Below are 12,817 nucleotides of genomic sequence, written 5' to 3'. Positions count from 1 at the left end.
GCGGTCAGCTCCCCACGTAGGAATCGGCCACATCGAGTGCGCGGTCGAACACGTCGAGCCCCGCGTTCGCCTCATCGGCCGTGATGATGCAGGGCGGAACGATGTGGAATCGGTTGTAGTTCATGAACAACAGCACGCCGTCGGACTTCGCGGCGGCGAAGGTCCTTGCCATGGCCTCCGATGTCCCACCGTAGGGGGCGAGGGGCTCGCGTGTCTCGCGGTCGGCCACCATCTCCACGGCCCAGAACACACCCAGGCCGCGGACCTCGCCGATCGACGGGTGCTTTTCGGCGAGTTGGCGCAGGCGCGGGCCGATCACGTCCTCGCCGATCAGGCGGGCGTTCTCGACGATCTTCTCGTCCCGCATCAGGTTGATCGTGGCCACCACCGAGGCGCAGGCCAGCGGGTGCCCCGCGTAGGTCAGGCCGCCGGTGTACGGGGTGGTCTCGAAGGAGGCGGCGATCCGGTCGTGCAGGATCACCCCGCCCAGAGGGACGTAGCCGGAGTTGGAGCCCTTGGCGAAGGTGATGAGGTCGGGCGCCCAGTCGTCGTCGCCGGAACGGAAGTTGTCCAGGGCCAGCCACGCGCCGGTGCGGCCGAAGCCGGACATGACCTCGTCGCAGATCATCACGATCCCGTACTTGTCGCAGATCTCGCGCACGCCACGCAGGTAGTCGGCCGGCGGCACCATGATGCCGACCGTGCCGGGCACCGACTCGATGATGAGGGCGGCGAAGTGGTCCGGGCCCTCGAGGCCGATGAGCGAGTCCAGGTGCTCGAGCGCGCGGTCGCACTCCTGCTTGGAGTTCTCCGCGTAGAACTGCGACCGGTACAGGTAGGGCGCGTGGAAGTGCACGGCACCGGTGTTGCCGTGGTCGTTGGCCCAGCGGCGGGTGTCGCCGGTGAGGTTCATCGAGGTGGTGGTGGCGCCGTGGTAGCTGCGGAACGCCGAGAGGGTCTTGTGACGGCCGGTGTGGCGGCGGGCCATGCGGATCGCGTGCTCGACGGCCTCGGTGCCGGCGTTGGTGAAGAACACGCGGTTCATCCCGGCGGGCGCGACCTCGGCGACCAGACGGGCGGCCTCGGCGCGGGCGGCGTTGGCGTGCGCGGGGTTGATGGTGCACAGTTCGGCGGCCTGGTCCTGGATGGCCTTGACCACGACGGGGTGCTGGTGGCCGATATTGGTGTTGACCAGCTGGGAGGTGAAGTCGAGCAGGCGGTTGCCGTCGCCGTCGGTCAGGTGGCAGCCCTCGGCGGCGGTGACGACCATCGGGTCGCTGGCGCCCCAGGCGGACCACGGGGTCAGGACGTGGGCCCGCTCCTTCTCGTAGACCTCGCGGGCGGCGGCGTTCTGGGGTGCGGGCACGGGAAGGTACTCCTGTTGTCGACGACGTGGGCCGCAGACCATCATGTCAGTTCCGCCGCGACCCCCCGGACCGCCGCTCCACGATGCGGAACGCGCCCGTCAGCGGGCGTCCGTCAGAAGAGCGCCTCCTGCGCGCTGTCCACCGCCTGGGCGCCCGCGACGGGCCGCCCGGGCGCCACATCGGCGAGCATCTCGGAGAACCGGGCGAACGGGACCAGTTCGAGTCCCTTCTTCCGGGCGAAGGCGGCACGGCCCCGGACCGCGCCGGGGGCGTCGCACACCGCCAGCGAGGTGCGGGAGGAGATGCGGTCGGCCAGGTAGAGACCCGAATCGACGACGAAGCCGGCGATCTCCTCCGGGTCGCGGTCGACGTCCTGGGTAAAGACCACCTCCATTCCCTGCACCAGCCCGCCGCCACGCTTCAACCGCCCGGCCGGCCGCCAGAGCCTGGGTGCGGCCAGGGCCTCGGCCCAGACGCGGGAGACGAGGAAACCGGTCTCCGGATCCGCCAGCATCCCGTCGAGGCGCCGCACCGACGGCTGCACATCCTTGGCCGCGGCGACCTGCAGCATCCCCGCGAACACCCCGGCCAGCACCAGCGCGTCGTCGTGGGCGTCGTGCGCGGCCCGCTGCTCCACCCCGAAGTGCGCGGCGAGCGTGACCAACTTCAGGTCGGCGGTGGACAGGTGGAGCCGGCCCGCGAAGTCCAGCGTGCACAGGAACTGCTCCAACGGCGGCTCGAGCCCGGCCCGCCGCGCTTCCGAGGCCAGGAAGGACGCGTCGAAGGTGGCGTTGTGGGCCACCACCGTCCGGCCGTCGAGCACCCGGGCCAGGTCCGCGGCCACGTCGGCATAGCGCGGTTTGCCCGCGAGCAGGGCCGGCGTGAGGCCGTGCACGTGAACCGGCCCCGGGTCGACCCCCGGGTTGAGCAGGGTCACGAACTCCTCAACCACCTCGCCGTCGTCGTCGATCACTACCGCCGCCACCGACAGCACCCGGTCGACCGACGGCCTCATCCCGGACGTCTCGACGTCCACCACCACCCAGCCGCTCATGTCCCCCCGTCCCCCGTGCCGACCGTGCCCACCGCGTCCGACCTCGTCCGACCTTGTCCGGCCGTGTCCGCTCGTGTCGCCTATCGTGGCAGACCACCCCGACATCTCCGACGACTACTGTCGAGTCCGTCAATTCGGCGCACCGGCCACCACCGGTCCGGTCAGAACCAGGAGAGCCCGTGGCGCGGTACCGGTCGGACACTCCCGCGGCCCGTCTGCGGGACGCCCCGGTGCGGGCACGACGGCGCTCCCGGCGGCTGCTCAGGTTGGCCGCGGGCGGTTATGGTGCACTGTGCCTGGCGGCGGTACTGGGTGTGGCGGTGACCGCGCCCGGAACCGAGATGGGGAGCCCGGACACGGCGTCGGCCAGCGCCCGGGCCGGATCGGTGCCGCTCGCCGCCACGGCCCCCGACGGCCGGGTCGAGGACTCCGCCCACCGCGAGCGGCCGGTCCCGTCCGGCTGGCGCGAGGTGGGCCCGCTGCTGTCCGGGGCCGTCGCCGAGGCGGACCTGGAGGGCCACGAGCTGGCGGCGTGCGTCCTGGCGATCGACGCCCCGGACGAGCGCATGGTGTGCTCGGGCGAGGACGACCCCCGCTACGCCGCCTCGGTGATCAAGGTGGCCTTCGCGGTGGCGGCGCTCGAGGCCTGGGACGCCGACCCCACCGCCGAGACCCCGTACGGCCCCCTCTGGGACCTGCTGGAGGCGGCCATCTCGGTCTCGGACAACGACGCCGCCAACCTGCTCTACGACCTCTCCGTCGACGGGCCCTCGGCGCCCGATACCGACGACCCGATCGAGGCGATCAACGACGTGGCCGACAGGGTGGGCCTGGCCGATGAATTCCACACCGGCGGGGCCTTCCGATGGGAATGGACCGGAGACTGGAGCCGGGTCAGCGCGCGCGGGAGCGTGGAGTACCTCACCGAGTTGGTGCGGGCCGCCGACGGGCGCGCGTCCGCAGGCGAGGCCCTGACCTCGCCCGCGGTCGCGCGGACCGTGCTCGGCCTGATGAGCGACCAGGATCGGACGTGGAAGCTGCCGGCCCACCTGCCCGCGGGGTCCACCGCCAACAAGACCGGTGAGACCGACACCGAAGCCCACGACATCGCCGTGGTCAACACCACCTCGGGTCGGTACGCGATCGCCGTGATCGCCACCGCGGCCGGCCCCGACGACACGCCGGACGAGGTGATCGCCGGGCTGGGTCAGGACGTGGCCCGGGCGCTCGGCGGTGCGGCGCGTTTCTGAGCGGGCGCCCCTGCCTAGACTCGTCGCATGAGTTCCCGCGCGCACACCGCACTGACCCCCCGTGGCCGCGCAGCCGTGGCCGTCTCCCGTCTGGCCACCTGGGCCTCCCGGGTGTCCGGCCGCGGGTCGGGCGGGATGATCGGCGGGCTGGTCGCGCTCAAGCTGGACCCCGGCCTGATGTCCCAGCTCGCCGCCGGGCGGCGATCCGTGCTGGTCACCGGCACCAACGGCAAGTCGACGACGACGAGGATGGTCGCCTCCGCGTTGTCGACGGTCGCCCCGGTGGCCTCCAACACAGGCGGCGACAATATGGACGCCGGGATCGTCTCCGCCCTCGGCGCCGACCGCGAGGCCCCGCTGGCCGCGATCGAGGTCGACGAGCTGCACACCCCGGCGGTCGCGGAGAACACCCGGCCCGAGGCGATCGTCCTGCTCAACCTGAGCCGCGACCAGCTGGACCGCGTGGGAGAGATCAATTCCATCGAGCGGCGCCTGCGGGCCGGGGTGGCAGCGCAGCCCCAGGCCACGGTGGTGGCGAACTGCGACGACGTGATGATCACCTCGGTCGCCTTCGACAACCCGTCGGTGGTGTGGGTGGCGGCCGGCAACGCGTGGGCCGGTGATTCGGTGAGCTGCCCGCGCACCGGCGAGCCGATCACGCGCACCGTGGACGAGACGGGCGCCGTCCGCTGGCAGGCCAGGGGCACACTGCCCGACGGGCGGCAGTTCGCGCGGCCCGAGCCCGACTGGTGGGTCACCGAGGACGCGATCCACGGGCCCGACGGCTTCACCGCGCCGATGCGGCTGGCCATCCCGGGCCGCGCCAACCGCGGCAACGCCGCCCAGGCCGTGGCCGCCGCAGTGGCGATGGGCGCCGACCCCGCCGCCGCGGTCCGGGCGGTGGAGCAGGTCGACGACGTGGCGGGCCGCTACTCGACCGTCGACGTGGACGGCCGCTCGGCGCACCTGCTGCTGGCCAAGAACCCGGCCGGCTGGCAGGAGGCCCTCGGCATGATCGACACCTCGGCGGACGGCCTGGTGATCGCGGTCAACGGGCAGGTCGCCGACGGCGTGGACCTGTCGTGGTTGTGGGACGTGCGCTTCGAGAGCTTCGAGGGCGTGTCCGTGTACGCCTCCGGTGAGCGCGCCGCGGACCTGTCGGTGCGCCTGAGCTACGCCGGGGTCGAGCACAAGCTCGAGCCCGACCCGTTGTCCGCGATCAGGCGGTGCCCACCCGGCCGGGTCGAGGTGCTGGCCAACTACACCGCGTTCCGCGACCTCGGACGCGCGATCGCCGCCCGGAAGGAGCAGCAGCCATGACCGACCGCGACGCCGGGGCCTCCGCCTCACCGCTCGACACCGTCTCCCCCGATTCCCCGCGGCCCACCGAGTCGACTGTGCGCATCGGCCTGGTGCTGCCCGACGTCATGGGCACCTACGGCGACGACGGAAACTCCCTGATCCTGCGCCAACGCCTGAGGTGGCGCGGGTACGACGCCGAGATCGTCCGCATCACCCTCGACGACGCCGTTCCCGACTCGTGTGACATCTACACGGTGGGCGGGGGCGAGGACACCGCCCAGAAGCTCGCATCACGACACCTGTCGGGCTCGCCCGGTGTGCAGCGGGCCGTCGCGCGCGGGGTGCCGGTGCTGGCCATCTGCGCCGGGATGCAGGTGTTCGGCGAGTGGTTCATGGTCGCCGACGGCTCCCGCGCTCCCGGGTTGGGCCTGCTCGACGTGACCACCTCGCCGCAGGCCACCCGCTCGATCGGCGAGCTGGTGGCGGAACCGCAAATGGCCGGGCTCACCCAGACCCTGACGGGGTTCGAGAACCACATGGGCGCCACCGTGCTGGGCCCGGATGCCGCCCCGCTCGGCGTGGCCACCTCGGGAGTGGGCAACGGCGTCCCGGCAGGCGAGCCCGCGCGTGCCGGCGGGCGGGTCGAGGGAGTGGTGCAGGGGTCGATGATCGCGACCTACATGCACGGCCCGGTGCTCGCCCGGAATCCCGAGTTGGCGGACCTGCTGCTGAGCCGCGCGCTCGGCGTCGACTCGCTGCCGCCCGTCGAGGTGCCGGCGGTCGACCAGCTGCGACGCGAACGCCTGGCCGCCGCCCGCCGTTGACGCCTTCCCGCGCGCGGGTGGTGCGCTTCAGCCCGCCGGCGGGGCGGCCGGCGGGGCGGCGGCCGGCGGCGGGAAGAGGCTGTCCGCCCAACGCTGCCACCCGGCGGTGAGCACGTCGCGGTCGAACTCGTCGCCGAAGTAGTAGTGGACGACGGTGACCATGCCCCACGCGCCGTCGCCGCTGAAGAAATGGGCGCCGCTGTTGCTGCGGATGCCGAGATTCCCCGGTTCGGCCACCTCCACCACGCCGTCGATCGGGTCGAGCCCATCGGGTGTCAGGTGCACGGTGTCGCCGACCGCCGGCTGTCGGTCGATCCCCAGCGCGTCGTTGAACCGCGCCCAGATGCCATCCTTGTCGAGGTCGCTGAACGCGATGATCGACACGGTGGCCGGCGGCAGGCCGCGGAAGTGGTCGAAGTAGCGGCGGAGATTGGCCAGGAACCCGTCCCAGCCGTGGCTGTGGTACTCGGCCTCCCAGTCCTCGCCGGTGATTCCGCTGTGGATGAGCCGCAGCACGGCTCCGCCGCCGTCCCTGCCCTCGACGAGGAACTCCACGACCTCCGTCTGGCCGTCCGCAGAGGACGAGTACCGCCGCCCGGGCTCCCACTCCCGGACCGTGGCCTCGGAGATGTTGCCGGACCCGAAGTCGGACACGACGCGGGCGCCGACGCCCCCCTCCGGCGGGTCGAACCGGTGCGGCACGAACCAACACGCCATACCCTCACCTGTGGCGACGGCCTCCCACACCTCCTCCGGCGTGGCGTCGAGCTCGATGGACTTCTCGATCCGCTTGGGCTGGTCAGACATCGTCCTTCTCCTCACTCTCAGATGGGTCGGTTCGCCCGGATGGATCGGTGGGCCCGGATGAGTCGGTTCGCCCGGATGGCCCGGCGCCCCCGGATGAGTCGGTGCTCCCGGGTGGGACGGCGTGCATCCCCACGATGAGCCGGTGTCGGCGGCTCCCATCGGAGGAGTCGTCGTGGTACCTGGACACGAGCCTGGTCACCGCGTCGGTGAGTTCGTCGGCGAACGCCGCGCGGTCGGCCGGGGTGGCGAAGCACACCTCGCCGTCGAGACCGAACGTCCCGACCCGCTTGCCGGTCCGGCGCGCCCCGACGACCAGTTCACCCACCTCGCGCACCATCCGTGAGGCCAGCGCGAGCAGCCATCGTGGGGACGCCTGGTCGCTGTCGGCGCCGACGACCGGCTGGGTCCGTCCCATCACCCCGGGAGAGACGACGTACGACGACGACGAGGCCCTCAGGATCCGTTCGTGGACGTTCCCCCGCCGTCGCTCCTCGACCAGTTCGACCAGCCCGTGCTTCTCGAGCTGCCGCAGGTGATAGTTGAGCTTCTGCCTCGGTACACCCAGCCGGGCGGCGAGCGTGGTGGCCGACCCCGGCTCGGAGAGTTCGGCCAACAGGCGCGTGCGGATCGGGGCCAGGGCGGCGGTCGCCACCTCTGCGCTGTCGATCACGCCGATGTCCTGCATGCCCCCGGCCTCCTGTGTTGGTTGGCACCCAGCCTCCTGCCGACAAAATTTTTTGTCAAGGAATTTTTCCCCGTCGGCACTCGACCGCCCGGGGGTGGACGCCCCCGGGCCGGACCCGATCAGTCGGCCGGAGGTCAGCGCTCGCCTACGCTCGGATCCATGTGTATCCACCACGGCACCGCCACCCTCGCCGGCTCCGTGACCCCTCCCGATCCCGCGCACGAGGCGGCACAGGTGCGGGCTCTGTGGGAGCCGCTGGGTCTTCCGGGGATCATCGACGTCCACACGCACTTCATGCCCGACCGCGTGATGGCCAAGGTGTGGGACTACTTCGACGCCGCCGGCCCCAAGATCGGCCGGACGTGGCCGATCACCTACCGGGAGGCCGAGGACGAGCGGGTCGCCCGCCTGAGGTCCTACGGCGTACTGGCGTTCTCGTCGATGCTGTACCCGCACAAGGCGGACATGGGGGCGTGGCTCAACTCGTGGTCGGCGGACTTCGCCTCTCGGCACCCCGACTGCCTGCACACCGCGACCTTCTTCCCCGAGCCGACCGCGGGTGACTACGTCCGCGACGCGATCGAGGCCGGGGCCCGGGTGTTCAAGTCACACATCCAGGTGGGCGAGTACGACCCTCGCGATCCGCTGCTGGACCCGGTGTGGGGCCGACTCGCGGAGGCGCAGGTGCCCACGGTGATCCACTGCGGGAGCGGTCCCGTGGCGGGACCCTTCACGGGCCCGGAGCCGGTCGCGGACGTGCTCGAGCGGTTCCCGGATCTGCCGTTGATCATCGCCCACATGGGCATGGGTGAGTACTCGGAGTTCCTGGACCTGGCCGAGCGGTACAGCGGCGTCTACCTGGACACGACCATGGCGTTCACCGACTTCGTCGAGGAGATCAGCCCGTTCCCTGCCTCGGAGCGCGGGCGGCTCGCCGATCTGGGGCACAAGATCCTGCTGGGGACCGACTTCCCCAACATCCCCTACCCGTTCGCGCACCAACTCGACGCCCTGGCGGGACTCGGGATGGGCGACGACTGGCTACGGGCGGTGTGGCACGGGAACGCCGCGAGGCTCTTCGACCTCTGACAGACCGGTCCAGCCCGCCGCGCCGCTGTCGGGCCCCGGCATCCGCTGTTCCGCCGGTTCGGGAGACGGTTCGGGGAACGGCTGGGGAGCCCGGGGCTCACTCTGCTCGGGACGGAGCACGCCTCCCGACCGCGCGGGCTGGGAGGGTCCACCGGACAGGATTCGGCGGCCGGACAGGGCGCTGCCCAGGGTCAGCTCGTCCGCGAACTCGAGATCCGCGCCCATGGGCAGGCCCGAGGCCAGGCGGCTCACCACGAGTTCGGGGAACGGCCGCAGCAACCTGGCCAGGTACGTGGAGGTGGCCTCGCCGGTGGTGTTGGGGTCGGTCGCGATGATGATCTCCGCGATCTCCTCGCCCTCGAACTCCTCCCCGACCCGCCTCATCAGGCCGGCGATGCGCAGCTCGTTGGGCCCGATGCCGTTGATGGGATCGAGCGCGCCACCGAGCACGTGGTAGAGCCCGCGGAACTCGCGGGTGCGCTCGATCGCCTCGATGTCCTTGGGCTCCTCGACCACACAGATGAGCGTGGGGTCGCGCCGCGGGTCGGAGCAGATGCGGCAGCGTTCGGCCGCCGACACCGTGCCGCAGACCTCGCAGTACGTGACGCCGTCGACCACCGCCTGCAGCGCGGAACGCAGCCGCTCCACCGACTCCGGCTCCGCCTGCAGGAGGTGGAAGGCCAGCCGCTGCGCGGACTTCGGACCGACGCCCGGCAGTTTGCCGAACTCGTCGATCAGGTTCTGGACTGGTCCCTCGTACATCGCCGTTCCTGTGCTGTGTCGTTCCCGGCGGCGGATGCGCCGCCGGGTGGCGGGTCCCGGATATCCCCGGGTCCCGCCGGGCTCACATGCCCAGGCCGCCCATCATGTCGCCGAGGCCGCCGCCGGAGGCCAGGGGGCCGAGCCTCGACTCGGCGAGCTGCTGGACCTTGGTGTGGGCGTCGCCGAACGCACCGACGAGCAGATCCTGGAGCGTCTCGATGTCCTCGGGGTCCACGACCTTGGGGTCCACCGTGACCCCGGTGACCTCACCGGTGCCGCGCATGGTGACGGTGACGAGGCCGCCACCGGCCTGGCCGTCGACCGTGCTCGCGGCGATCTCCTGCTGCGCCTGGGCGAGCTGGGCCTGCATCTGCTGGGCCTGCTCGAGGAGGGCGTTCATGTCGGGTCCGGGCTGCATGGCGGGTCCTTTCGGCTGGTGCCTCATCTAAGCCGGGGCGGCCCCGGTCGGTCGGAACCCAGGGTAACCGCACCATCGGACAGCGTGCCCCGCCGCGCGGCGGGCCGGGCCGCTCAGCGCTCGAGCGGACGAGCCCCGAGGTGCTCCTTGAGCAACTGCAGAGCGATGTCCTCGCCGGTCCGGTGATCGATGTTCTGCGGCCCACTGCGGGCCTCGTCCACCATCTCCTCCTCGCTCACCGGGGGTGGTGGCGGACCGTCGGGCTCCCCGGCCTCCGGCTCGGGCTCCTCGGGCGGCGGCGGGATGTCGTCGTACCCGCCACCGGGCGCACCGACCGCACCGGACCGCCCGTCTCCCGCACCCTGACCGCCATCACCCCCGCGTAGCCGGCGCTGCCACCCCTGGGGTTCGGGCTGCTGCGCGCTCCCGGGCGCGTCCGCCGGAGCCGGGGCTGCACCCCGGGCCGGAGCGGGAGCCGGGGCACCGTCCGCGGCGGCGGCCGCGGCTCCACCGGAGGTGCAGCGGATCGTCCAGTCACCGCCCACCACCTCGGTGACCGAGTCGGTGATCGCGGTGGCGTTGTGCGGCTGGGACAGCCGCTTGGCCAGCGGGGCGTAGTCATGGACGAGGTGGATGACCCGGCCGTCGACCCCGGCGACCGTCGCGCCGGCGAGCATCACCTCGACGGTGCGGGTCCTCCTGCGGACCGCGTCGCGGATCGCGGGCCACGCGCGACGGATGTCCTCGGCCTCCATGCCGGGAGCGGCGGCGGCAGCGGGGGCAGCAGCGGCGGTGGGGGCGGCGGCGGTGGGGGCGGCGGCGGGCTCGGGTTCACGCCCGGGCTCCTCGGCAGGCCCCGGCCGAGCCCCGGTCGCGGGCTGCGGATGGTCTTGTCCCCTGCCCTGAGCCCGGTCCTGTGACTGGTCCTGTGCCGCTCCGGGCTCACGCCACGGGTCCGCGATCGGTTCCGCGGCGGGCGCCGAGTCGGGCGCCGAGTCGGGCATGGGCGTGGACTCGGACGCGGGCGCCCGAGTGGGCTCGAGGGGGCCGGGCCGGGCCGCGGAGGGGCGCGACTCCACCGGCTCTGCAGGCGCGGCCCGAGACGGGGTCGCGGGGGCCGCGGTCACGTCGGCGGACACTGCAGGGGAAGGCCCGGGTGCGGCGTCGCGCGGCGCGGGGTCCGGAGCGGAAGCCGAGGGACCGGCGTTCGACCGCTGGTTCTCCGCCAGTTGCTGCGCGACCGACTCGGCGGGCACGGCCGATCCGTCGGGCGTGGCCTGCACCGGCCGGGCCGCGGGCGAGGTCGGGTGTGGCGCGGTCGAGTGCGGCGCAGGCTGCTGCGGGGCAGGCTGTTGCGGCGCAGCTTCCTGCCGCGCGGGCGCGGGCTGTTGCGGCGCAGCTTCCTGCGGCGCGGGCGCGGGCGAGGGCGGCTGCTGCGTCGCCGCGTCTCCCTGCGACTCCTGCCGGGCGGCCGGCTCGGCGGGTTGCGCTTGGGATCGGCGCACGAACTTCGGCCGACCCTCCGCCTGGGCCGGAGGCTGCGTGCCGGGTGCGCCGCCCGTGCCGGAGCGCCCTTCGTCGTCGTCCGGCGAAGCCCCACCCACTCCGGACGGACCCCCGTCCCGGACCCGGGCACCACCGGCAGGCGCGGTGGCCGCCTGCGCGGTGCCCGACTCCAGCGCCTCGACTCGCTGCACCAGCGCGATCATGGAGTCGTCGGCGGAGGGCAGGAGCAGCTTGGCGCAGAGGATCTCCAGCAGCAGCCTGGGCGAGGTGGCGCCGCGCATCGACCCCATCCCCTCGTGCACCATGTCCGCACACCGCGCCAGGGTGGCGGGCCCGATGTTCTCGGCCTGGCGCCGCATGGTGTCGGCCTGCTCGACCGGGGCGTCGACCAGCCCGCGCTCGATGGCCTGGGGCACCGACTGCACCATGATCAGGTCCCGCAACCGCTGGAGCAGGTCGGCGGCGAACCGGCGGGGGTCGAGCCCGGCCTCGATGACCTTGTCGACGGTCCGGAACAGCGTCGCACCGTCACCCGCGGCGAGCGCGTCCACGGTGTCGTCGATCAACGCGACCTCGGTGGCTCCCAGCAGACTCACCGCACGCGAATAGGTGATGCCGTCCTCGCCCGCGCCCGCCATCAGCTGATCCAGCACGCTCAGCGTGTCACGCGGCGACCCGCCACCCGCGCGGATGACCAGGGGGAAGACCGTGGGCTCGACCCTCACGCCCTCCTGCTCGCTGATCCGCTCGACCAGCCCGCGCATCGACGACGGCGTGAGCAGGCGGAACGGGTAGTGATGCGTCCGCGAGCGGATGGTCGGCAGCACCTTCTCCGGCTCGGTGGTGGCGAAGATGAAGATGAGGTGCTCCGGCGGTTCCTCCACGATCTTGAGCAAGGCGTTGAAGCCCGCGTTGGTGACCATGTGCGCCTCGTCGATGATGAGCACCCGGTACCTGGACGACGCCGGCGCGAAGAACGCCCGCTCACGCAGGTCGCGGGTGTCGTCCACGCCGCCGTGACTGGCCGCGTCGAGCTCGGTGACGTCCAGCGTGCCCGTGCCCCCGGGTGCCAGGGCCACGCACGAGTCGCACTCCCCGCACGGCGTGGCGGTGGGCCCCTCCACGCAGTTCAGCGACCGGGCGAGGATCCGGGCGGACGACGTCTTGCCGCACCCTCGCGGGCCGGAGAAGAGATAGGCGTGGTTGATGCGACCGGAGGACAGGGCCACCGAGAGCGGTTCGGTGACGTGCTCCTGGCCCACGACCTCGGCGAAGGAGGCGGGGCGATACTTCCGATAGAGGGCCACGTGTAGAGGGTACCCAGGGGGTACGACGGCGAGGTCCGCCCTCCGCGTCCCGGGACACGACCTCCGGAAATGACCGGAGGGGCCGCGTCTCCGCAGCCCCTCCCGACGTCCCTCGCGCGGCGGTGCGGGCCCCCTCAGACCCTCGCGGCGCGGTTCCGGACCAGGATCGAAGCACCGGCCCCTCGCAGCCCCTCAGCCGCACTCCGGTGCCCGATCCCTTGTGGGGTCCGGACGGTAGAGATACAACCATGCCGACCTGCGGGGATCAAGGACCTACTCTCGTTGACTATTGCTCAACTATGCGGCTGGCGACATACGTGCACGTCAGCGCCACCGCCGCGGTCCCCCTGCGTGCCCACCCGATGGGAACGTGTTGTAGATCACGTTGGGGCATGTCTCGCAGGTGAAGACGGCTCGGCGACCCGCGCCGGAGCGCGAGGGCGGGC

General features: G+C 72.5%; 10 protein-coding genes and 1 pseudogene. 4 read left to right on the top strand and 7 right to left on the bottom strand.

Annotation, left to right across the window (positions count from 1 at the left end; translation table 11 throughout):
- Positions 1-4: 4 nt before the first annotated feature.
- Together CEY15_RS02670 and CEY15_RS02665 are read right to left on the bottom strand one after the other, a co-directional pair.
- Positions 5-1,366, bottom strand: coding sequence for an aspartate aminotransferase family protein (locus CEY15_RS02670; protein WP_095717164.1), 1,362 nt, complete (start codon positions 1,364-1,366; stop codon positions 5-7).
- Positions 1,367-1,479: 113 nt separating this feature from the next.
- The gene (locus CEY15_RS02665; RefSeq protein ID WP_017836355.1) at positions 1,480-2,421 is read right to left on the bottom strand and encodes an exonuclease domain-containing protein; all 942 of its coding nucleotides are present in this window, start codon (positions 2,419-2,421) and stop codon (positions 1,480-1,482) included.
- Positions 2,422-2,600: 179 nt separating this feature from the next.
- Between CEY15_RS02665 and CEY15_RS02660 the strand changes: the two genes are divergently transcribed.
- From CEY15_RS02660 to CEY15_RS02650, 3 genes are read left to right on the top strand one after another with little or no spacing between them, the layout of a single operon-like run.
- On the top strand, positions 2,601-3,671 hold the full coding sequence (locus CEY15_RS02660) for a serine hydrolase (protein ID WP_095717163.1): 1,071 nt from the start codon (positions 2,601-2,603) through the stop codon (positions 3,669-3,671).
- 27 nt (positions 3,672-3,698) lie between these two features.
- The gene (locus CEY15_RS02655; protein WP_095717162.1) at positions 3,699-4,991 is read left to right on the top strand and encodes a MurT ligase domain-containing protein; all 1,293 of its coding nucleotides are present in this window, start codon (positions 3,699-3,701) and stop codon (positions 4,989-4,991) included.
- On the top strand, positions 4,988-5,797 hold the full coding sequence (locus tag CEY15_RS02650; RefSeq protein WP_095717161.1) for a type 1 glutamine amidotransferase: 810 nt from the start codon (positions 4,988-4,990) through the stop codon (positions 5,795-5,797). Before CEY15_RS02655 ends, CEY15_RS02650 begins: the two co-directional genes overlap by 4 nt.
- A gap of 27 nt (positions 5,798-5,824) precedes the next feature.
- Here the strand turns inward: CEY15_RS02650 and CEY15_RS02645 are convergent, their stop codons facing one another.
- A complete protein-coding gene (locus CEY15_RS02645; protein WP_095717160.1) occupies positions 5,825-6,604 on the bottom strand; it encodes an SRPBCC family protein in 780 nt (259 codons plus the stop codon).
- Entirely contained in the window at positions 6,597-7,289 is a 693-nt protein-coding gene (locus CEY15_RS02640) for an ArsR/SmtB family transcription factor (protein WP_095717159.1), read from the bottom strand. Before CEY15_RS02640 ends, CEY15_RS02645 begins: the two co-directional genes overlap by 8 nt.
- Positions 7,290-7,448: 159 nt before the next feature.
- On the opposite strand from CEY15_RS02640, the gene CEY15_RS02635 reads away from it, so the two are divergent.
- Positions 7,449-8,378: an amidohydrolase family protein gene (locus CEY15_RS02635; protein ID WP_095717158.1), complete on the top strand. Its 930-nt coding sequence runs from the start codon at positions 7,449-7,451 to the stop codon at positions 8,376-8,378.
- A 156-nt stretch (positions 8,379-8,534) separates the two neighbouring features.
- Here the strand turns inward: CEY15_RS02635 and recR are convergent.
- The 3 genes and pseudogenes from recR to CEY15_RS02620 all read right to left on the bottom strand — a co-directional run.
- Positions 8,535-9,140, bottom strand: a pseudogene (recR, locus tag CEY15_RS02630) (recombination mediator RecR); the annotation flags it as partial.
- Positions 9,141-9,222: 82 nt separating this feature from the next.
- The gene (locus CEY15_RS02625) at positions 9,223-9,558 is read right to left on the bottom strand and encodes a YbaB/EbfC family nucleoid-associated protein (protein WP_095717156.1); all 336 of its coding nucleotides are present in this window, start codon (positions 9,556-9,558) and stop codon (positions 9,223-9,225) included.
- A 113-nt stretch (positions 9,559-9,671) separates the two neighbouring features.
- Positions 9,672-12,371 carry a DNA polymerase III subunit gamma and tau gene (locus tag CEY15_RS02620; protein WP_095717155.1) on the bottom strand — a complete coding sequence of 900 codons (2,700 nt, stop codon included), beginning with the start codon at positions 12,369-12,371 and terminating at the stop codon, positions 9,672-9,674.
- Between the last annotated feature and the right edge of the window lie 446 nt (positions 12,372-12,817).

The organism is Dietzia natronolimnaea, from assembly GCF_002289575.1.
Taxonomy (GTDB): domain Bacteria; phylum Actinomycetota; class Actinomycetes; order Mycobacteriales; family Mycobacteriaceae; genus Dietzia; species Dietzia natronolimnaea_A.
The sequence above is the reverse complement of the archived record's forward strand: the minus strand, read 5'-3'. Positions and strand labels throughout refer to the sequence as shown.

Bases quoted from the DNA above. Each gene is read 5' to 3' on its own strand.
- CEY15_RS02665 (WP_017836355.1), bottom strand. From the start codon at position 2,421: ATGAGCGGCTGGGTGGTGGTGGACGTCGAGACGTCCGGGATGAGGCCG.
- CEY15_RS02655 (WP_095717162.1), top strand. From the start codon at position 3,699: ATGAGTTCCCGCGCGCACACCGCACTGACCCCCCGTGGCCGCGCAGCC.
- CEY15_RS02650 (WP_095717161.1), top strand. From the start codon at position 4,988: ATGACCGACCGCGACGCCGGGGCCTCCGCCTCACCGCTCGACACCGTC.
- CEY15_RS02645 (WP_095717160.1), bottom strand. From the start codon at position 6,604: ATGTCTGACCAGCCCAAGCGGATCGAGAAGTCCATCGAGCTCGACGCC.
- CEY15_RS02640 (WP_095717159.1), bottom strand. From the start codon at position 7,289: ATGCAGGACATCGGCGTGATCGACAGCGCAGAGGTGGCGACCGCCGCC.
- CEY15_RS02635 (WP_095717158.1), top strand. From the start codon at position 7,449: ATGTGTATCCACCACGGCACCGCCACCCTCGCCGGCTCCGTGACCCCT.
- CEY15_RS02625 (WP_095717156.1), bottom strand. From the start codon at position 9,558: ATGCAGCCCGGACCCGACATGAACGCCCTCCTCGAGCAGGCCCAGCAG.